The sequence below is a fragment of the Flavobacterium aquatile LMG 4008 = ATCC 11947 genome (assembly GCF_000757385.1).
GTDB lineage: Bacteria > Bacteroidota > Bacteroidia > Flavobacteriales > Flavobacteriaceae > Flavobacterium > Flavobacterium aquatile.
Window position 1 is genome coordinate 388,405 of sequence record NZ_JRHH01000005.1, and the last position, 22,970, is coordinate 411,374.

Annotated in this window: 11 protein-coding genes; 10 read left to right on the top strand and 1 reads right to left on the bottom strand. The window is 31.7% G+C overall.

From position 1 onward, the window contains the following. Positions 1-182 precede the first annotated feature (182 nt). The gene (gene uvrA / locus LG45_RS13620) at positions 183-2,972 is read right to left on the bottom strand and encodes an excinuclease ABC subunit UvrA (protein ID WP_035128068.1); all 2,790 of its coding nucleotides are present in this window, start codon (positions 2,970-2,972) and stop codon (positions 183-185) included. Positions 2,973-3,395: 423 nt separating this feature from the next. On the opposite strand from uvrA, the gene LG45_RS16170 reads away from it, so the two are divergent. The 10 genes from LG45_RS16170 (at position 3,396) to LG45_RS13670 (ending at position 22,965) form a co-directional block, all read left to right on the top strand. Beyond that, positions 3,396-4,748 (top strand): T9SS type A sorting domain-containing protein, encoded by a 1,353-nt coding sequence (locus LG45_RS16170; RefSeq protein ID WP_052087598.1) that lies wholly within the window; start codon positions 3,396-3,398, stop codon positions 4,746-4,748. 94 nt (positions 4,749-4,842) lie between these two features. After that, on the top strand, positions 4,843-7,641 hold the full coding sequence (locus tag LG45_RS13630) for a helix-turn-helix and ligand-binding sensor domain-containing protein (protein ID WP_035128070.1): 2,799 nt from the start codon (positions 4,843-4,845) through the stop codon (positions 7,639-7,641). A 358-nt stretch (positions 7,642-7,999) separates the two neighbouring features. Then, positions 8,000-11,131, top strand: coding sequence for a glycoside hydrolase family 2 TIM barrel-domain containing protein (locus tag LG45_RS13635; RefSeq protein WP_035128072.1), 3,132 nt, complete (start codon positions 8,000-8,002; stop codon positions 11,129-11,131). A 15-nt stretch (positions 11,132-11,146) separates the two neighbouring features. After that, on the top strand, positions 11,147-12,631 hold the full coding sequence (locus LG45_RS13640) for a hypothetical protein (RefSeq protein ID WP_035128074.1): 1,485 nt from the start codon (positions 11,147-11,149) through the stop codon (positions 12,629-12,631). A gap of 24 nt (positions 12,632-12,655) precedes the next feature. Beyond that, entirely contained in the window at positions 12,656-13,489 is an 834-nt protein-coding gene (locus LG45_RS13645; RefSeq protein WP_035128077.1) for a glycoside hydrolase family 16 protein, read from the top strand. Positions 13,490-13,506: 17 nt separating this feature from the next. After that, positions 13,507-14,274 carry a carbohydrate binding domain-containing protein gene (locus LG45_RS13650; protein ID WP_035128079.1) on the top strand — a complete coding sequence of 256 codons (768 nt, stop codon included), beginning with the start codon at positions 13,507-13,509 and terminating at the stop codon, positions 14,272-14,274. Positions 14,275-14,409: 135 nt separating this feature from the next. Then, positions 14,410-17,820 (top strand): hypothetical protein, encoded by a 3,411-nt coding sequence (locus LG45_RS13655; RefSeq protein ID WP_035128081.1) that lies wholly within the window; start codon positions 14,410-14,412, stop codon positions 17,818-17,820. Positions 17,821-17,849: 29 nt separating this feature from the next. After that, positions 17,850-19,070, top strand: a complete 1,221-nt coding sequence (locus LG45_RS13660) for a glycoside hydrolase family 17 protein (RefSeq protein WP_052087599.1) — start codon at positions 17,850-17,852, stop codon at positions 19,068-19,070. Between the two features lie 62 nt (positions 19,071-19,132). Further along, positions 19,133-20,590 carry a glycoside hydrolase family 30 protein gene (locus LG45_RS13665; RefSeq protein ID WP_035128083.1) on the top strand — a complete coding sequence of 486 codons (1,458 nt, stop codon included), beginning with the start codon at positions 19,133-19,135 and terminating at the stop codon, positions 20,588-20,590. 29 nt (positions 20,591-20,619) lie between these two features. Continuing rightward, on the top strand, positions 20,620-22,965 hold the full coding sequence (locus LG45_RS13670) for an MFS transporter (RefSeq protein WP_035128085.1): 2,346 nt from the start codon (positions 20,620-20,622) through the stop codon (positions 22,963-22,965). The last annotated feature ends 5 nt before the right edge of the window (positions 22,966-22,970 follow it).

The following is a 22,970-nucleotide window of genomic DNA, read 5'->3' on the forward strand; positions in this document are numbered from 1 at the left end:
AAGATAGATTAAGTAAAAACGGATTCTCAATTGAGAATCCGTTTTTTGTTATTATGGTTTGCTAAATAGCCCTGATTGAAGTGGAAATAAAAAATGCTTTCATTGTATGAAGGCATTTTTTTATTGCAACGGAAAGCAGGAAAATGGAATGCATAAAATGCCCGAGACATTCGCTCCTTATTTTACAACTTTGACTTTAGGTACTTAGCGGTTATTGATTTTTTGTTTTTAGCGACATCTTCTGGAGTTCCTTCGGCTAGGAGTTGTCCTCCGTTTTCGCCTCCTTCTGGACCTAAATCGATTATCCAATCGGCACATTTTATTAAATCCAGATTGTGTTCGACTACAATAATCGAGTGGCCTTTGTCTAAAAGTGCGTCGAATGAAGCCAAAAGCTTTTTGATATCGTGAAAATGTAAGCCAGTTGTTGGTTCGTCGAATACGAATAATGCTTTGTCTTTAGTATTTCCTTTTACGAGAAATGAGGCAAGTTTGATACGTTGTGCTTCACCACCAGAAAGTGTTGATGAGGATTGACCTAGCTGGACGTAACCTAATCCGACGTCTTGCAATGGTTGTAATTTTTGAGTGATTTTGGCTTGTTTATTTTCGCTAAAAAAGGAAACTGCGTCATCAATGGTCATGGTTAAAATGTCATCGATGTTTTTCCCTTCAAAATATACTTCGAGAATTTCTTTCTTAAATCGTTTGCCGTTGCAGGTTTCGCATGGCAGCTCAACGTCGGCCATGAAGACCATTTCTACGTTTATAGAACCATCGCCTTTGCAGGTTTCACATCTTCCGCCATCTACATTAAATGAGAAATGTTTCGGTAAGTAGCCTCTTATTTTAGAAAGTTTTTCTTTAGAAAATAAATCACGAATATCGTCGTAGGCCTTGATATAGGTAACTGGATTGGAACGAGAACTTCTCCCTATTGGGTTTTGATCAACATATTCGATGTGGTGAATTCTGTGATAGTGACCTTGCATATCGGTGAATTGGCCAGCTTTTTCTCCGACTCCTTCTAATCTTTTTTGAATAGCTGGAAATAATATTTTCTTTACTAATGTACTTTTTCCGCTACCAGAAACACCAGTTATAACGGTTAGACATTCTAATGGAAATCGTACGTCTAAATTTTGTAAATTATTTTCTCTTGCTCCTAAAATATCAATGTAGGTAGACCATTTTCTTCGTGTTCGAGGTGTTTTAATTTCTAGTTCGCCATTTAGATATTTTGCTGTTAATGAATCCGATTTAAGGATTTCATCATACGTTCCTTGAGCGACTAAATTTCCACCGTGAGTTCCTGCTTCTGGTCCAATATCAATTATCATATCGGCTTGTTTCATGATGTCTTCATCGTGCTCGACAACAATTACAGTATTTCCTAAATTTCGGAGATTTTTTAGAACTTCAATTAGTAGTTCGGTGTCTTTTGGATGTAATCCAATGCTTGGTTCGTCCAAAATGTACATTGAACCCACCAAACTACTTCCTAAAGAAGTGGCAAGATTGATGCGCTGTGATTCACCACCAGAAAGTGTTGCCGAATTTCTATTTAATGTTAAGTAATCTAACCCAACGTTGCTTAAAAATGCTAATCTGCTTTTAATTTCGATCAATAATCGTTTGGCAACTGTTTTATCATAATCTGATAATTTTAATTCTTCAAAAAACGGGATTAATCTTTTAATAGATAAATCGACTAAATCAGATATTGTTTTTCCGCCAACTTGTATATAATTTGCTTCAGCTCTCAATCGTTTTCCTTTGCAAACATTACATTTTGTTTTACCACGATAACGAGAAAGCATGACCCTATTTTGAATTTTATAATTTTTCTCTTCTAGTTCTTTAAAAAAGTCATTTAGCCCTTGAAAATACTGATTTCCTTTCCATACGATGTCTTTTTGTTCGTCTGATAATTCAAAATAAGGTTTATGAATTGGGAAATCAAACTTATAGGCTTTATTAACTAATTCGTCTCTGTACCAACCCATACTTTCACCACGCCAAGGATAAATGGCGTTTTCAAAAACAGAAAGAGCTGTGTTTGGTATAACTAATTCTTCATCGATGCCAATAATATTTCCATAACCTTCGCAAGTAGGACATGCGCCATAAGGATTATTAAAACTGAATAAATGTACATTTGGTTCAAGAAAAGTCATTCCGTCTAGCTCAAAATTCGAGCTAAAGTTTAAACGTTCGTTAGAGCCAACCTCCTGCAAGTAGCATTCACCTTTGCCTTCAAAGAAAGCAGTTTGAATTGCATCAGAAAGTCGGTCATAGAATTCATCTTCTTCCTTAACTATTATTCTATCAATAATTAATAAAATATCTTTATTGTCTAATGAATGTTGATTTATTTCGTCTAATCTGACAGTATCATTTCCAATTTGAATACGAGCAAAACCTTGTTGTAGAAGTACTTTTAGTTTGTCTTCAAGTTTTCTTCCTTCTTCAAGGTGAATAGGAGCAAGAAGTAACCATTTACTATCAATTTTAAATGTTTTTACTTTATTTACTACATCAGTTACTGTATCTTTTTTTACTTCATTACCAGAAATAGGAGAAATTGTTTTACCAATTCTAGCGTAAAGTAATTTTATATAATCATAAATTTCTGTTGAAGTTCCTACTGTAGAACGTGCATTTGTAGTATTTACTTTTTGTTCTATAGCAATTGCTGGTGCGATTCCTTTAATGTATTCTACTTTTGGTTTGTCTAATCTACCTAAAAATTGTCTCGCATAAGATGATAAACTTTCTACATATCTACGTTGACCTTCGGCATACAAAGTATCAAAAGCTAATGAAGATTTTCCTGAACCCGATAAGCCAGTTATAACAACCAATTTATTTCTAGGAATAGCTACGTCAAGATTTTTTAAATTATGAATTTCTGCACCTTTTATTAAGATGTTTTTTTTTGGTTCAAGAGAAGATATATCTTTTGGAATCATGGCAATTTTTTTGGAATACAAAGATAGCTAATTAGCTTACTTTAATTGTATCAAATAAATATTGTATTTTATATTTTTAGTAAGAAAATGATAATTTTGAATATGCAAAGTAAATATTGAAATTTTTAAGGAATATGCTTTATTAATGCTAAAAAACTGTCTATATAATATAGTAGTGTTTGAATAAGTTCATTGTAAACACTTTTAATAACACAACATTACCACAACATATTGTATAATTTGGTAATTTTATTAATACTTTAAAAAATTTCGAAAACCCTTGTCTACTTGTGATTTCAATCGATTTCGTGATTTTTAAACTTGTATAGTTTTTATATAGTTAAACAAAAAATCTTGTGTACTATAAAAGGTTAAATTTGATTTTGAAAATTAACTACAAAAAATTAATAAAATCTCTTAATTATGAAAAAAATTACTCTTTTATTTTCAATTTTGATTGCTACATGTGCAAGTGCGCAGCAAGTAGTTGTTCAGAATTTTGAAACTCCTGCTTCATTTACTTACGTTGGGTTTGAAGGTTTAGCAAGTGCAACAATTGATGTAGATCCTGTACCAGCAGGAACTAGAATGAATAACTTGAAACTTGTAAGTCAAAGTACTGGAAATCCATGGCAAGGAGCAGAAGTGGTGCAACAAACTACAAATCTAAAATTGACAACTGACAAAACTGTAAGTATCGATGTATATGCAACTCAGGCATTTACATTATTGGCTAAAGTAGAAGTTGGAACGGGTCCTAATTCTGCTGCCTCTCAATCTTACACAACACCAAATGCTTGGCAAACTTTAACGTTTACATTCACACAAGCATTAGATGGAACTGCAATTGCAAATGGTAACTATCAAAAAATTGTATTTTTCCCAAATTGGAAAGCAACTAATGATGGTTTTAATCCACCAGGAAACTTTACTGTTTATGTGGATAATATTACAAGTGAAGCTGCAGTAATTGCTCCACCACCACAACCTGCAACTGCAGCTCCAACACCACCTGCAAGACCAACTGCTGACGTAAAATCTATCTTTAGCAATGCATATACGCCAATATCTACAATTGGTTACACAGGCGATGACAATACTTTTAACAATTCTTGGTGTGGTGCTAACACAACTTTAGTTTCTATTGCAGGAAATGATACTAATAAAGTTGCCGGTTTAGGATGTGAAGGTGTTACTTTTTTAGCAGGAAGATTTGATGCAACAACATTTACACATTTTCATCTTGATATTTGGACTGATTCTGCAACAATGGATAAAAGTTTTAATGTGAAGTTTTCTAACTGGAATGGTGGTGCAGGTGAAGCTAATGCAATTGAATACTCTGTAAACAATGGTAATTTCTTAACTAATCCAAATCCAGGAACATGGATTTCTTTAGACATTCCTTTAGCTAATTTTGCTCCAATTAATGGTGCTAATAGAAATGATTTAGTTCAATTTATTATTACATCTGATTTAGGAACAGTATTTTATGATAATCTTTATCTTCACAAAAACACTGTTCTTTCTACTACAGATTTTAATCTTGGGAAAGTTACTATGTATCCTAATCCTACAAAAAAATCATTTACAATCGAAGCTAAGAATAACATTCAAAGCGTTTCCGTTTTGAATATGTTAGGGCAACAAGTTTTATCGGTTAACCCAAATGAATTGACTACATTGATAGACTTAACATCTTTCCAAGATGGTGTTTATATTGTTAGAAGTACAGTTGATGGAATTGTTTCTAGCTCTAAAATAATTAAAGAATAAGTTTTTTAAATAGTTTAGTTTTTTAAAGCACGTCGAAAGGCGTGCTTTTTTTTGAATTTTTATTTCATATATTTATCGTATAATTTGACATCAAATGAGTATCCGAAATTTCCTTTTTATATTTTCATTATTTATTAGCATTTCTTGTTTTGCACAAGAATTACCTCCAATCGCTAAATATCAATCCAATATTTATGGTGCAGGAAATCAAAATTGGATGATTTCTCAAGATACAAATCAATTTCTTTTCTTTGCAAATAATGAGGGTTTACTCGAATTTAATGGTTCGGCTTGGACTTTATATCCATCACCAAATGAAACTATTTTAAGGTCGGTGAATTGTATAGATGATAAGATATATACAGGTTCTTACATGGATTTTGGGTTTTGGAATAGAAAAAAAGATGGCCAATTAGTTTACAATTCATTATGTAAAAATCTTAAAGTGAAATTATTATATGATGAGCAATTTTGGAATATATTGCCTTACGATAATTGGATATTATTTCAATCACTTCAACGAATATATGCCTACAACATTAAAACTAAGCAATTCTCTGTAATTCAACCAAAAGAAGCTATTATTAGAGCGTTTAAAACTTCGAAAGGTATATTTTATCAAACTAGTGAAGGATTATTTGAAATTGAAGGTGGTAAAAGTAAAATGTTTCTTAATGATTCAATTATTAAAGACAATCGATTAGTAAATCTCTTTGAAACGGCAGATGGATTACTTTTAATTACCCAAAATAATGGAATTTATTTATATCAAAATAATACGATATCTAAATTTACTACAGCTGTAGACAATCAGATTCAACAAAGTGGAATTTATAGCGGTCAAAAGCTTCACGATGGAAGTATTGCTTTAGGAACTATTTCCAACGGTATCTTTATTTTAGATTCATTCGGAAAAGAAAAATTTCATATTAGTCAAAGAAATAAATTAGGTAACAATACTATTTTATCACTTTTTGAAGATTTAGATAAAAACTTATGGTTAGGTCTTGATAATGGAATCAATTGCATTAATCTTCAGTCATCCGTTAGAAGTTACGTAGATGATTCTGGAGTTTTAGGAACTATTTACGCCTCTGTAGTTTTTAATGATAGATTATACATTGGAACAAATCAAGGTTTATTTTGCAAAGATGTTAATTCGAATAGTAATTTCACCTTCATTCAAGGAACGAAAGGTCAAGTTTGGTCCTTGTTTGTGCATGATAAGACATTGTTTTGTGGTCATGATTCTGGAACTTTTATTGTTAATGATCAAAGTGCAAATTTAATTTTTAAGCAATCTGGAACTTGGAAGTTTGAAGCAAATGCTGGTAAAATTTTTCAAGGAAATTATTATGGAATATCCGTATTAGAAAAACAAAATGGAGCTTGGCAATTTAAAAATAAACTTAAGAACTTCGATTATTCATCAAAATATTTTGAAATAATTAATGGAAATCAAATTTATGTTGGACACGAATACAATGGGATTTTTAGATTAAATATTAATTCTGATTTTACAACTGTAACAAATAAATACAAATATACCAATCCGAAAAAAGGTAAAAATGCCTCTTTAGTTAAATTTAATAACCAACTGTATTATGCATCTAAAGATGGTATATATAAACTTAATTTAAAAGATAAGAAGTTTTATAAAGATAAAAATTTGAGTCAAATATATGAAAATGAAGAATATGTAACAGGTAAAATGATAGTAGATGCATCCAACAATCTTTGGTTTTTTACAAAAAATTACATTCATTATTATTCCAAAGGAAAATTATCAACCGATTTAAAACGTAATAGTTTACCAATTCCGGCTTCATTGACTAATTCAATGCCTGGATACGAAAATATTTCTCAAATAAGTAGTAATACGTACCTAATTGGTACAACAGATGGATATTATTTGTTAAAGAATAGTTTCATTAAACAAAACAAATACAATGTTTCAATAACTGGCGTTTCAAGTAATGTGTTGAATAAAAAATTAATTAATTCATCAATTACTGAAGAAGGTACATTTCAGCATGATGATAACAACATAACATTTAGTTTTACAATTCCAGATTACGAAATTTACTTAAATGGTGAATACCAATATAAATTAGAAGGTCTACATGACGATTGGAATGAATGGACCTCAATTCCAATGGTTAAATTTGAAAATCTACCATCTGGAAATTATGTTTTTAAAGTTCGAGCTAAAGTAGCCAATTCAATAACTGAAAATATTGCTAGTTATTCATTTGAAATCAAAAAGCCTTGGTATGCCAATAATTTTGCAATACTAATTTACATTATACTTTTTGGAGTTATTGCCTATTATATAAATAGACTTTATACTCAATATCATGATAAACGTCATCAAAAAATTATTGCCGAAAACAACCTTTTACTTGAATTGAAAGAATTAGAGATTCAAAAGGAGATTATGAATATCAAAAATGAACAATTAAGTATTGATGTTGATAAGAAAAATAAAGAATTGGCTGCATCAACGATAAACTTAATTGAGAAAACAGAACTGTTGAATATCATTAAAGAAGATTTAAAAAATTCTGATGATAGTAATTCTAATAGAAGTATAAAATCAATAATATCTACCATCAATAAAAGTGTTAAGGAAGAAGATACTTGGAACAAATTTAAAGATGCTTTTGATAGTGCAGATAAAGATTTTTTAAAGAAAATAAAACAACTGCATCCTACTTTAACTCCTAATGATTTAAGAATTTGTGCCTACCTAAGATTGAATTTATCTTCTAAAGAAATAGCACCTCTTTTAAATATTTCTGTACGTAGTGTTGAGATAAAGCGATATCGTTTGCGTAAAAAAATGGATTTGCAGCACGAACAAGGTCTTGTTGAGTATATTTTAAACATATAACCTTTACAGTTTCCTCTTTTTTACCTATACAACAACACAACATAGCATTATTTTTATGCATTAAAGTTACAATTTTATTTAATTTTAATGAATTGACTTTTATCATGTTTAGTATGTGTTTTATGTAAATATGATAAAAAAATGCATAAATAATTATTATGTATATTTTTTGTTGTGGTTCTTTTTACGTTGTATGTAATTTTAACTTTTATTTTTATAAAATAATTAACTGAACACATCTAAATCTGTTCAGTTGTAGTATTACTTAAAAATATATGTATAAATTATCAATAATTTAAACTTGTTCACTTTAAATCTAATCCCTAGCATAATTAAAATTTTAACTTAATTACATCACATGAAAAAACTAATTCTTATTCTAATTTTTTGTTGTTTTTCATCTCACTTTCATGCTCAGTCCGACAAGGTCACCGTATTGAAAGATAAAGAAGATTTTAAACTACTTGTTAACAACAAACCATTTTTTATTAATGGAATGAACTGGAACTATGATCCAATTGGAACTAATTACAATTACAGTTTATGGAAACAATCAGATGATGTTATTAAGGCAGCACTTGATAATGAAATGGGTTTGCTTAAAAACATGGGAGTAAATGCTGTTAGACAATACACCGGAATTCAACCAAAATGGATTACGTACATCTATGAAAAATATGGCATCTACACCATGTTAAACCACTCTTTTGGAAGATATGGCTTAACCATTAATGGTAGCTGGGTTCCAAATACCGAATATTCTAATCCAGCAACAAGACAGCTTTTATTAAAAGAAACTCAAGCTATGATTCAAGAGTATAAAAATACTCCAGGTTTATTATTATTTCTTTTAGGAAACGAAAATAATTATGGTTTGTTTTGGGATGGTGCAGAAACAGAAAATATTCCATTAGAAGATAGAAAATCAACAAAAAGAGCTAAAGATATGTATTCTATCTTTAACGAAGCTGTTGTTGAAATGAAAAAAATAGATACATCTCATCCAATAGCAATATGTAATGGTGATTTACTTTTCTTAGATATTATTGCTGAAGAATGTAAAGACATAGACATTTTTGGAACCAACATGTATCGCGGAGTTTCATTCGGAAACGCATTTCAAGAAGTAAAAAGTAAATTAAATAAGCCAATTCTTTTTACTGAGTTTGGAGCGGATGCATTTAACGCTATTGATAATGCCGAAGATCAAAAATCGCAAGCATACTATATGGTTAATAACTGGAAAGAAATTTATCAGAATGCAGCAAACTTAGGTAAATCTGGAAACTCTTTAGGTGGTTTTACATTCCAATTTAGTGATGGTTGGTGGAAATTCGGGCAAACAAAAAACTTAGACGTTCATGATAGTAACGCTTCTTGGTCTAACGGAGGTTATACTAATGACTTTCTTCAAGGTCAGAATAATATGAATGAAGAGTGGTTTGGTGTTTGTGCAAAAGGTCCAGTTAATCCAAGAGGTTTGTACGATTTATATCCAAGAGCAGCATACTATTCCTTGAAAGAAGCACACAATATTAACCCTTACGAAGTTGGAACAACATTAGAAGGAATCAACACTCATTTTAGTAATATCAAATTAATGGATGGTGTTTTAAAAGCAAGAGGCGATAAAGCAGCATTAGTAGGAAGCAGTACCGATAAATTAAGAATTAGTAATTTAAGAGCCGAATTTACCACTTTCAATACAGGAGGAAGTTTAATTACAACTCCAGATGACGCCGATCCAGATGCAACTCAATATCCAAACCAATTGGGATTTGATCACATGCAATCTTATTACGTTGGGGTAGAAGGGAATCCAACTCCTAATATGAAAGCCAATGTGAATGTAAATATTCTTGGAAATGTGGCTTTAAATCCAATTAACGAAATATTCTACGAAAATAGAGGAAGAGCTCAAATGGTTAATACTCCAGATGGACCAATAAATGTAGCCGATGCTAACAGAGTTCAGATTTATAACGCATCCTACAGTTGGAATGAAAAATATTTTGATTTACGTGGTTTCTACAGAACAGGTCATTACCATTGGGGTTATGAGGGCGATTTCTTCGGATTATATCCTGAAGCGAATTACGGACCAAATCTAGATATTTACAATGGTGAAGTTTCAGGTTTCGAATTTGATGGTAAAAAAAGTTTAAACGGACTAAAAGCGGCCTTCGGACCACAACTTTGGTGGGGTGCAAACCCAGCAGTTTTGTTAAAGTATGGAACTAAATTGGGTAAAATCGATGCAACTGCAGTGTATCACGAAGATATAGATGATGCAGCTTCTGCGACAACATCTATTTTTATTCCGCAACCAAAAACACGTAGAGCAACACTACACTTTAAAACAAAAGTAGATGCATTCGGATTGGAACTTGGTGGAATTTGGGGAGGACAACCTTTAAATGGACGTACTTTTCAATACGCCACAGGAACTTCAGGAAATTATACAGTTTATGACGATAAAGTAAAATCATCAGATAATTGGGGTGGAAAAGCTAAAATTACTTTTTCAAGCGGCAAATTCAATATCTACACTCAAGGTGCAATTATGGGATTAGTTGCCAATGGAGGAGCAGACGCTACTCAAACATTTACAGGATGGAGATTAAAAGATAGCGGAAGCGGAAATCAAATGAATTTTTTGGCTGGATTAACTTTTAATGTAAATTCAAATTTTCAAATCGCTCCAAACTTTTTATGGCAAAAACCTTTAGTTGCTGCTATGCCAAATGATGTTGATGCGCCAGGAAGATTGAGAAATATTCAATCAGATCCTTTTATTGTAAGAGCTAATCGCGAAACTCTTGGTGGTGAATTGTTATTAACTTACGATCCAACTCCTGCAACTTGGATGTACGAATGGGACAACGATATGTCCGAAGATGCTAAATTTGCTTTCAGTACAGGTTTCGTTTTCCGTCATCTACCAACTACACAAGATGCAGCAATCGGATTTTTAAGTAATCGTACTTCTTTTGCTTTCGAAAATTCTGCTCCAGCGCATGATTTATGGGAATCTAATACAAGAATAGTTTCTAAAATATCTCCAGAATTAGGATTAATTACCAATTTCTATTTCGGTAACGGACAATCTAATGGTAGCGATGCCAGACTTATTGAAAGAATTGGTGGTGACATGAGATTAATTTATAGAAAAGTAAAACTAACGCATTCTTTCAAAATTAATGATTGGGGTCCATTTGATTATCATAGAGATTTTAATTTAACATACCCTGTTCAATTGATGTTAGATTTATCAACATCAGTAGGAAAGCCAGATTGGTTTATCTTACCAAACACTAAAATTGGTATTATGGGAACTTGGCGTTCATTAGATCAATATTCACCAAGATATTCTCCAACAGAAGTTCCACCAAATACTTACCCAGCAGAACCAGTAATTAGTCCGGTAGGATTCGGAAATGGATCAGAATGGGAGATTAGAACATACATACATATCAATATAGGAAAATAATAAAAAAATTGAAAAATGAAAAATCAAAAAAATAATTTTTTAAAACTTACTTTACTTCTAAGTTTGTTTTTAGTAGTAAATGTAAGTTGTGAAAGAGATTTATCAGATGATGCAGTACTTTCCACTTTTCCTAAAACAGCCGAAATTTTCACAGACGATTTCGTAGGTTTGGGAAGTGATTTTTATAAACCTTACGGTGATTCTAAATTCACCGCATTTTCTGTAGATCTTGAACAAGGTTACGAAAGCAATTCTTCTATACGTATTGATGTACCAAATGCAACCGATCCTGAAGGCGCTTATGCTGGAGGTATTTTTGTAATTGATGGTGCAGGACGCAATTTAACTGATTTCGATGCCTTAACATTTTATGTAAAAGCTTCTCAAGGTGTTACTGTTGGTGAGTTTGGATTTGGAGAAGATTTTGCAGAAAATAAATTCATCACAACAATCACGAATGTAGGAGTTGGAACAAACTGGACTAAAATTACCATTCCAATTCTGGATGCCTCAAGGTTATTGCAAGAAAGAGGAATGTTTAGATATGCTGCTGGAACAAATAGTACAAATGGTTTTGGCTTCACATTATGGATAGATGAAATTAAATTCGAAAAATTAGGAACTAATAATTTACTTTATCCTTTTATTTTAAATGGAGATGATAACAGCGTAGATGGATTTGCAGGATCAAATCAAATAATTACCGGATTAGGTGCGGTTTATAGTTTGGCAAATGGTCAAAATATAACAATTAATGCAGCTCCTTCCTATTTCAATTTCAATGTTTCAAATACTTCTGTTGCAAGTCCTGTAGCATTAAATAATCTTGGTCAAATCTTTACAAGTGTTATTGGTACTTCTGGTTCAGCAGTGGTTACCGCTCAAGTAGATAATACATTAGCACAAGGATCTTTAACAATAAATGCTGTTGGTGCATTTCCACATGCTCCAGTGCCAACAAGGCCAGCATCATCTGTAGTGTCATTGTTCAGTGATGAATACAATAATTTGCCAGTTAGACATTACAATGGTTTCTTTTCGGGTTCAAATACTCAAGGAGGTGCAGGTAATGATCCTAACAATGTAGATATTCAGGCACCATTTATAAATGGTTCCATTGACAACATTATTAATTATACACAATTAGATTTTGTCAGCATAGGAATGTATGAAACTGTACCGAGAGTAAATATTAGTGGAATGACTCATATGCATGTTGATATCAATGTAAAGCAAGCTGTAGCTGCGTCTAATTTTATTAGAATAGAACTTCATAGTAGTCTTGCTAATGGACCAACAACGTCTTCTGGATCTTTTGTACTTAATGCAGCTTCTTTAACTAATGTTGATGTAAATGGATGGGCTAGCATTGATATTCCTATTTCAAGCTTCCCTGGATTCAATGATGCTACAAATCTTGGACAGGTGTTTTTTGTGTCTGGAAATCCCGGTGGAATATTTAATATCTGGGTAGACAACGTTTATTTTTATGCACAATAATTAGTAAAACTTTAAAAAAGAAAAATGAAAAATATAAATTATAAAATAAGTGTATTATCACTTGGTTTTTTGGGGTTAATCTTCAGTATTTATTCTTGTGACGATGACGAAAAACAAACCGTAGTCACCAAATTCGACTTGGTTATGGAAGATAATTTTGATGTCAATGGAGCACCAGATCCATCAATATGGGCTTATGACATTGGAAGAGGTTCTGAAAACAATGGTTGGGGAAATAATGAATTGCAATATTATACAGATAGTCCGGATAATGTTGTTGTTCAAAATGGTTATTTGATAATCACAGCAAAGCAAGAAGCTCTTGGAGGTGCAAGTTATACTTCTGCTCGATTGAAAACTCAAAATTTATTTGATCAAAAATATGGTCGTTTTGAGGCTCGTATCAAACTACCACTAGGTCAAGGTCTATGGCCAGCTTTTTGGATGTTAGGAAGTAATATTGATCAAGTTGGTTGGCCACAATGTGGAGAAATTGATATCATGGAATATTTAGGAAATAATCCAACTCAAATTTTAGGAACGCTTCACGGGCCAGGTTTTTCTGGTGGAGAAAGTATTAGTAAAAAATATTCTTTACCTAATAGTAGATTCGATAATGAGTTCCACGTTTTTGGAGTTGAATGGTCAGAAAATCACATCAATTGGTATGTGGATGATGTACTTTATAATCAAATAACCAGAAAACAAGTTGAAGATGAAGGTGGAGAATGGGTTTTTGATAATTCATTTTTTATGATTTTAAATATGGCTGTTGGTGGAAATTTACCAGGTAGTCCAAATAGTAGTACAACTTTCCCACAAAGAATGCTTGTAGATTATGTTAGAGTTTATCAATAAATAATAAATATAGAACCATGAACAAATCAATAAAAATAGTTAGTTTATTATTAGTCTTACTAAGCTTTTTAGCTTGTGATAATAATGATGACTCAGTTCAAAATAATACATTAAGTTCACGATATACTTACATTAGAGAAGCATCACCGGGTGTAATTACGTTTATAAATACTTCTGAAAATGCAGATACTTATCTTTGGGATTTTGGTGACGGAACAACTTCAATTTTAAAAAATCCAGTAAAAGCATTTACGCAAACGGGTGAATATGTAGTTAATCTAACAGCAAAAAACACTAAAACTGGTGAAGTAAATTCATATAGTAGTACAATTTCAATATTTGTTTTTCAAGGTGGATTAGTAACCAATGGTAATTTTGAAAGTGGAACTTCTCCATGGACTTTTGGTGTTACAAATGCTATTGGTCCTTCTTTATTGGTAACTGACAGCGGAAATACGTATTTTTCTATAAATGTGGCAGCAGCAGGCAATCCTTATGATGTAAATCTATCACACATAGGAATTAATATGATTCAAGGTAAAACTTATAGACTAACCTTTGATGCTTGGTCTAACGTCAATAGAACTATGATTGTAGGTATTGGGTTAAGTGGTAATCCATTTACAAATCAATCTGTTACACGGAACTTGACGACTTCAGTTGAAAGTTTTAGTATTGATCTAGTGGCTAATTTTACAAACACTAATTCTAGAGTAATTTTCGATATGGGTGCAGCAATCGGTACAGTAAATATTGATAATGTAACCTTGAACGAACTTCCTTAAACAAAAAAATATAATTTAATAAATAATAGAAGTAGGCATTCATTTTCGAATAATTTACTTCAATAAATTAAACTTTCAAATTTGTCTAGAAGTGGATTTGGAGATGAATAAACTATTAACAATCGAACTGATTTTATGCAATTAATTGAAATAAAAGGTGAAAAGTATTATAGAATAGAAAACTCCGATCGAATGCGACCATTCTTTATGAGTATCGTTAGTGATTCCAATCATTGGATGTTTATTTCTAGTAATGGCGGATTAACAGCAGGAAGAAAAAATGCAGAATTTGCTCTTTTTCCATATTATACTGATGATAAAATAACCGAATTTGCTGATATTACTGGAAGTAAAACTATTTTTCAAATTGCATATAATAATGAAAAATATATTTGGGAACCTTTTTCAGAACGATTTAATGATAAGTATAATTTAACTCGAAATTTATACAAAAACGAGGTTGGCAATAAAATCATTTTTGAAGAAATTCACAATGATTTTCAATTGACTTTCAGATACCAATGGAGTTCTAGTAATATATTTGGCTTTGTAAAAAATTCTGAAGTAATTAATAATTCTAAAAATGACTATAAAATAACACTCCTCGATGGAATTCAAAATGTTTTACCTCAAGGAGTAAATAGTGATCTGCAAGCCACTACAAGTAATTTAGTAGATGCTTACAAAAGAAACGAACTTCATTCAGAAAGTGGTTTAGGAATTTTTGCTCTAAGTGCCATTATTGTTGATAAAGCCGAACCTAGTGAAGCGCTAAAAGCAAATATCGCTTGGTCTTTAGGTCTTGATAATCCAACTTATTTGCTTTCTTCATTGCAACTTTCTGCTTTTAGAAAATTTCAAAATGTGCATCAAGAGACCGATATTAAAGGTGAAAAAGGTGCATATTTTGTTTCAACTGATTTATTTTTGACAAAGAGTTCTTCTAAATCTTGGAAGATTATTGCTAATGTAAATCAAAATCAAGCGCAAGTTATTCAATTAGCAGATGCTATTTGTAATGATGAAACCCTTGACAATCAAATAATTCAAGATGTTGAATTAGGAAATCAAAATCTTATTGCTCTAAATGCAACTGCCGACGGATTACAATTCACTGCAGACAAACGTAAAGATACACGTCATTTTTCAAATGTTTTATTCAACATTATGCGTGGTGGAATTTTTGACAATAACTATACGATTGAGAAAAATGATTTTGTAAATTACATAGCTAAAGCAAACAAGACTTTATTTAAAGAAGAAAGTAAATTTCTAAATGATTTACCAGAAACTTTTGATTATTCTCACCTTCAACAATTAATTTCAAATAGTGAAAATGCCGATTTAAGTCGTCTTTGTACCGAATATCTTCCGCTTAAATTTAGTAGAAGACACGGTGATCCAAGTCGTCCATGGAACAAATTTTCGATTAATACTAGAAGCGAAATAGATGGTTCTAAAATATTAGATTACGAAGGAAATTGGCGTGATATTTTTCAAAATTGGGAATCTTTAGCCAACGCTTATCCTGAGTTTATCGACGGAATGATTCACAAGTTTTTGAATGCCTCAACTTTTGATGGATACAATCCTTATCGCGTTACTAAAGATGGTTTTGATTGGGAAACCATTGAACCAGATAATCCTTGGTCTTACATCGGTTATTGGGGTGACCATCAAATTATCTATTTATTAAAGTTTTTAGAATTTATAGAGAATTACCAACCAGGAAAACTAAACGCATATTTTGATAAAGAGTGTTTTGTTTATGCTGCGGTTCCTTACACAATAAAATCTTATCAAGATATTCTTAAAAACCCAAAAGATACTATAGAATTCAATCACGAATGGGATGCCAAAATTAATAAACGACGCAAGGAAAATGGTGCTGATGGTGCTTTATTAAGAGATAATAATGATGAAATTTATCATGTAAATCTAATCGAGAAATTATTAGCAACAGTTTTGGCAAAAATGTCCAATTTTATTCCAGAAGCAGGTATTTGGATGAATACCCAACGACCAGAATGGAATGACGCTAATAATGCCTTGGTAGGTAACGGTGTTTCAATGGTTACTCTTTATTATTTGAGAAGATTTTTAAAGTTTTTCCAACAATTATTAGATAATTCTAATCAAGAAACCATTAAGATTTCTAATGAAATGGTAGAGTTTTATCATGCCATAAGACAAATTTTATTAGATAATCAACATTTGTTATCAGGTTCAATCTCTGATGAAGAAAGACAAAAGATACTTAATGCTTTAGGTCAAGTCGCTTCCGAATATCGTTTTCAAATTTATAACAGCGGTTTTTGGGGTAAAAAGAGAACGCATTCAATGCAAGGATTGAAGAATTTTGCACAAGTTAGTATTGATTTTATCGAACATTCTATAAAAGCCAACCAAAGAGAAGATAAGTTGTATCACGCTTATAATTTAATGTCTATTGAAAATAAGGGTGTTTCTATTTCCTATTTACCAGAAATGCTTGAAGGTCAAGTAGCTATTTTAAGTTCAGGATTTTTATCAGGTAAACAATCTTTAGAAGTATTAGATGCTTTAAGAAAAAGTGCCTTGTACAGAAAAGATCAAAACAGCTATATTTTATATCCAAATAAAGAACTTCCTAAGTTTTTAGAAAAGAATACGATTCCTAAAGAGAAAATTGAAAAGTCAGTTTTGTTGAATAAACTTTTAGCAAATAACAACTTCCAACTAGTCAATAAAGACATTAAAGGAAACTATCATTTTAATGGTAATTTTCATAATGCTAACGATTTAAAGAATGCTTTAGATCAATTGGCTTCTAATAATGATTATAAAGAATTAGTTTTAAAAGATTCAGATGCTGTACTTCAAATATTTGAAGACGTATTCAATCACAAAGCTTTTACAGGTCGTTCAGGAACTTTTTATGGCTATGAAGGTTTAGGTTCCATTTATTGGCATATGGTTTCCAAGTTGTATTTAGCAGTAATGGAAGTTATCAATAAAGCTATCGAAAATAAAGAAGATGAAGCTGTAATTGATGCTTTAGTAAATCATTTTGATGAAGTTGGAGCCGGAATAGGAATTCATAAATCACCAGAAGTTTATGGTGCATTTCCAACTGATCCTTATTCTCATACTCCTTTTGGTAAAGGCGCACAACAACCAGGAATGACAGGTCAAGTAAAAGAAGATATCCTAACTAGAATTGGAGAATTAGGCGTTAAAATGAAGGACGGAAAATTACAATTCCAACCAAGCTTCCTCAAAAAAGATGAGTTTTTATCAAAAGATACCGAAGTAACTTTTGTGATGCTTGACGGTTCAAAAAAAGTAATGAATCTTGAAAAAGACTCTTTAGCATTTACAACATGTCAAGTACCAGTTATTTATAAAATTAATACAACAAGTAAAATTGTTTTACACTATAAAAATGAGTCAACTAAAACTTTTGAAACATTAGAGTTAAGCGAAGAAGAAAGCAAGAAAATATTTGATAGAACCGATGAAATTTCATGGGTAGAAGTGTATTTAAATGCATCTATTTTAAGATAATGAAAAATCTGATTTACATCATATTACTAATGTTTATATCATGTAAACCAACTAATACAAGAAATTTAGTTTCAAAAGAAATGACGGCAGAAAAATTATTAGGAAATACAAATTATCAAGCGATTTGTTACGGTGGATACAGAGCAAATTCTAGAGAAATTCAACCAACAATATCAGAAATAAAAGAAGATTTAAGAATTCTTTCTGCATTGAATATTAAAGTATTACGAACTTATAATGTGCATTATGAAGAAGTAGTAAATTTATTAAAAGCCATAACAGAACTAAAAAAAGAAGATGAAAATTTTGAAATGTATTTAATGCTAGGTGCTTGGATTGATTGTAAAAATGCATGGACAAATTTGCAACCAATTCATAATGAAGAAAGTAAAAGAAATGCAATTGAGATTGAAGAAGCGGTAAGATTAACAAACAAATATCCTGAAATAATCAAAATTATAGCCGTTGGAAATGAAGCGATGGTGAAATGGGCAACTAGTTATTATGTCACGCCAAACATCATTTTGAAATGGGTAAACCATTTACAGAATTTAAAGAAAGAGAATAAATTACCTAAACAGGTTTGGATAACAAGTTCCGATAATTTTGCTTCTTGGGGCGGACATACTGCCGATTATCATGTGGAAGATTTGAATCAATTGATTAAAGCAGTAGATTATATTTCGATGCATACTTATCCAATGCACGACACACATTATCACCCAATTTTTTGGGGAATAAAAGAGAATGAATTGCAATTCCCTGAAAAAGAGAAAGTAGATGCTGCAATGTTGAGAGCCAGAAATTATGCCATTAATCAATACGAAAGTGTTGTAAGTTATATGAAGTCAATTGGCGTAAATAAACCAGTTCATATTGGTGAAACTGGTTGGGCAACAAAGTCAAATGAACATTATGGAAATGATGGTTCAAAGGCAACAGATGAATACAAATCAGCTTTGTATTATGATTTAATGAGAGAATGGAGCAACAAAAATAATATTTCGTGTTTCTATTTTGAAGCTTTTGATGAAAATTGGAAAGATGCTGCCAATCCGTTAGGTTCAGAAAATCATTTTGGATTAATTAATTTGCAATCACAAGCCAAATATGTGCTTTGGAAAAATGTAGATAGTGGAACTTTTAAGGGTTTAACTAGAGATGGAAAACCAATAACAAAAACCTATAACGGCGATGAAAAAGCTTTATGGTTGGATGTAAAAACGCCAAATTCTATTTTAAAGAATTAAAATAAATGGTAAATAACAAGGGTAAAATAGTAGAGAGTAAATTTTTGACAATAGCTTGTATTATGGCATTCTCATTGCATAGTTGTAAAGTTGCTGATAAATTAAACGTTCAAGTTTATGAAACTTCCGAACGTGGAAATTCATTGACAAAAATTACCCAATTTTCAAACGAAGGAACTCCAATTGTTGTTTCCATTAATCCTGATGAAAAATTTCAAACTATTACTGGTTTCGGAGGTTCTTTCACCGAATCTTCGGCTTATTTACTCAATCGATTGAGTAAAGAAAATCGTAAGAAAATTTTAGATGCTTACTTCAGTGAGTCAGGCGCCAATTATTCGCTTACCAGAACTCACATAGCTTCTTGCGATTTTTCGTTAAGCAATTACACCTATGCCAAGGTAGAAAATGACATGACTTTGGAACATTTTACCATAGAAGACGATAAATCCGATTTAATTCCGATGATATTAGAAGCAAAAGCAATTTCTAAAGAAGGTTTTAAAATCATTTCTTCACCTTGGTCATGTCCGCCATGGATGAAAGACAATAAAAAATACGTAGGTGGAAAATTACTACCAGAATTCAATGATGCATTCGCTTTGTATTTTTCAAAATATCTAAACGCTTACAAAAAAGAAGGCATTGATATTTGGGGTGTTACCGTGATAAACGAACCACACGGAAATGGAAACAATTGGGAAAGCACTCTTTTTTCGCCAAAAGAAATGACCGATTTTGTAATGAATCACATGGGACCAAAATTAGAAAAAGACGGTTGGGGAAATGTGAAGATTTTTGGATATGACCAAAACCGTGCAGGTATCAAAGAATGGGCAAACGAAATGTATAAAGATGAAAACACATCTAAATATTTTGACGGAATGGCAATTCATTGGTATGAAAGTACCTATGAAGTTTTTCCAGAAGATTTACAATACGCACACCAAAAAGCACCCAACAAATATTTAATTGAAACAGAAGGTTGTGTAGATTCTGAAATTCCGCATTGGCAAGATGACGCTTGGTATTGGAAAAAAGAAGCCACCGATTGGGGTTGGGATTGGGCAAGTGAAAAAGAAAAATATTTGCATCCAAAATACGCTCCAGTAAACCGTTATGCAAATGATATAATAGGATGTTTAAACAATAGAGTAGATGGATGGATTGATTGGAACATGGTTCTTGACAGACAAGGCGGACCAAATTGGTTCAAAAATTGGTGCGTAGCTCCAGTTATTGTAGATGATAAAAATGATGAAGTTTATCTTACACCTTTATATTATGTGATGGCTCATTTCAGTAAGTTCATGCGACCTGGTGCTGTTAAAATTGGTTGTGAGATAAATTCTAAAGAATTGGTTTCAACTGCTGTCCAAAATCAAGATGGCTCTATCGCAATTGCAATTTTTAATCCAACAGAATCTAAACAAACAATTGATATCAAATTAAATAATAAAAATACTTTAATCTCAATTGATTCAAAAGCATTACAAACTATAATAATCAAACCAAACTAAGCAAATAATTTAATAACAATACCTAAATTATGTCAAATACTAATTCAACATCTTCAGGAAAAGTTCCATTCGGGCAAAAAATAGCTTTCGGATTAGGAATGTTGGCAAACCAAATGTTCCCTGCTGCTTTAGGAATTTTTACAGTTGTATTAGTTGAACAATTGGGCTTTAGCGGATTGTTGTTAGGTTTAACGTATTTTATTCCAAAATTTTATGATGCTTTATTTGATTTGATAATGGGTTATGTGAGTGATAATACAAAATCAAAATGGGGAAGAAGAAGACAATATGTATTAGCTGGAGCAATAATTCTAGGAATTTCATTTGCATTAATGTGGCAATTGTATGCTGAAAACGGTGTAACATACAATTTTTGGTACTTTTTAGTGATTTCATTGGTTTTTTATTCAGGTTTGACCATATTCAGTATTCCTTATGTTGCAATGGGTTACGAAATGAGTGATGATTTTCACGAACGAACCAATATTATGGCTACTTCGCAACTTATAGGTCAGTTGGCTTGGGTTGTTGCACCATGGTTTTGGGTTATAATGGCAGATAAATCATTGTTTCCATCAGGTGATGTGGCTGTAAGAACCTTAGCTGTATATGTTGCAATAGGTTGCGCCATTTTAGCAGCAATTCCTGCATTTTTTATTCCAAGTAAATCTACACTCAACGAAGATTACAGCCCGATTGATTTAAAAGGAATCCTCGGAAGTTTTGGCGAAATCAAAGAAGGATTGAAAGCTTCAATCGAAATTAAACCATTCAGAAAAATTTGTATTGCTACTTTTTTAATTTTTAATGCTTTTCAAACTACAGCAGCATTTTCGTATTTTATCATCAAGTATTATTTGTTTAAAGGAAATGAAGACGGTTTCGGATTATGGCCTACTTTATTTGGAAGTGTAGGTGCAATTATCACAACGGTTGCGGTGATTCCTATTGTAGCAAGAATGTCAAAAACAATGGGAAAAAAGAAAGCGTTTTTGGTATCTCAAGGCATTTCTGTAATCGGTTACATTTTGCTTTATGTTTTATTTGTTCCAGGAAAACCGTATCTTTTTTTGTTTGCATTGCCATTTTTCTCCTTCGGAATTGGAAGTTTGTTTACCTTAATGATGTCAATGACTTCGGATGTTATCGATATTGATGAACTCAACACAGGCAAAAGAAGAGAAGGAAGTTTAGGCGCTATTTATTGGTGGATGGTAAAATTTGGAACAGCTGTTGCAGGATTGTTAAGTGGATTAATTCTTTCATTAGTTGCATTTCAGTCCAATGCTGCTACACAAACCGATGAAACCATGTTTTGGCTTCGAATATTCTTTGTAGGAGTTCCAATTATTGGTACTTTAAGTGCAATTTGGGTAATGAGAAATTATGATATTGACGAAGCCAAAGCCAGAGAAGTGAGAGATCTTTTAGATAAACGAAAAGGGAAAACAAAAAATCAATCATCCGCTTATCTTTCTGGAAAATTGGTATCATTATTAAAAAATGGTTCTATAAATACTACTATTGATAGCGAATTGAATACTAAAAGCGAGACTGAATTAAAAACTATTTATTCTGAAATACTAAATAATGGATTACACGGATTATGTTTCAGTCCTTATGTAGAAAACCAAAAAGCTGGCGATATTCTTTCTGCAGATCAAATTAGAAGAAGATTAGATATTATTACACCTCATACGAGTTGGATTAGGTCTTTCTCATGTACCGAAGGTAACGAGTTAATACCAGAAATTGCTCATCAAAAAGGACTTAAAACAGTAGTAGGAGCATGGATTAGCAATGATAAAGTTAGAAACGAAAAAGAAATTGAAACGCTTATAAAGTTAGCAAAATCAGGTTTAGTTGATATTGCCGCAGTAGGAAACGAAGTATTACACCGTAACGAAATCTCTGAACAAGAACTTATTACATATATTAAACGAGTGAAAGAGGCATTGCCAAATATTCAAGTAGGATATGTTGATACTTATTATCAATTTTTAGAAAGACCAAATTTAGTTTCGAGTTGCGATTTACTACTAGTTAATTTCTATCCATTTTGGGAAGGTGCAAATATTGATTATACAACATCCTATTTGCAAAACATGATGGAAGTAACTAGAAATGTAGCTCAAGGAAAGAAAATTATAATTTCTGAAACTGGTTGGCCAAGTAAAGGAGAAACGGTTGAAGAAGCAATTCCATCAGAAATTAATGCTATGAAATATTTTGTTTCTTCTCAAACATGGGCAAAAAATAATACTATTGAGCTATTCCATTTTTCTTCTTTTGACGAATCTTGGAAAGCCTTGCAAGAAGGAACTGTAGGAACAGCATGGGGAATTTGGGATAAAAATGAGAAGCTTAAATTTTAAAAATT

Excerpts from the sequence above, each read along its gene's own strand:
- LG45_RS13660 (WP_052087599.1), top strand. The coding sequence starts at position 17,850 with ATGTTTATATCATGTAAACCAACTAATACAAGAAATTTAGTTTCAAAA.
- LG45_RS16170 (WP_052087598.1), top strand. The coding sequence starts at position 3,396 with ATGAAAAAAATTACTCTTTTATTTTCAATTTTGATTGCTACATGTGCA.
- LG45_RS13670 (WP_035128085.1), top strand. The coding sequence starts at position 20,620 with ATGTCAAATACTAATTCAACATCTTCAGGAAAAGTTCCATTCGGGCAA.
- LG45_RS13650 (WP_035128079.1), top strand. The coding sequence starts at position 13,507 with ATGAACAAATCAATAAAAATAGTTAGTTTATTATTAGTCTTACTAAGC.
- LG45_RS13655 (WP_035128081.1), top strand. The coding sequence starts at position 14,410 with ATGCAATTAATTGAAATAAAAGGTGAAAAGTATTATAGAATAGAAAAC.
- LG45_RS13665 (WP_035128083.1), top strand. The coding sequence starts at position 19,133 with ATGGCATTCTCATTGCATAGTTGTAAAGTTGCTGATAAATTAAACGTT.
- LG45_RS13640 (WP_035128074.1), top strand. The coding sequence starts at position 11,147 with ATGAAAAATCAAAAAAATAATTTTTTAAAACTTACTTTACTTCTAAGT.
- uvrA (WP_035128068.1), bottom strand. The coding sequence starts at position 2,972 with ATGATTCCAAAAGATATATCTTCTCTTGAACCAAAAAAAAACATCTTA.
- LG45_RS13630 (WP_035128070.1), top strand. The coding sequence starts at position 4,843 with ATGAGTATCCGAAATTTCCTTTTTATATTTTCATTATTTATTAGCATT.
- LG45_RS13635 (WP_035128072.1), top strand. The coding sequence starts at position 8,000 with ATGAAAAAACTAATTCTTATTCTAATTTTTTGTTGTTTTTCATCTCAC.
- LG45_RS13645 (WP_035128077.1), top strand. The coding sequence starts at position 12,656 with ATGAAAAATATAAATTATAAAATAAGTGTATTATCACTTGGTTTTTTG.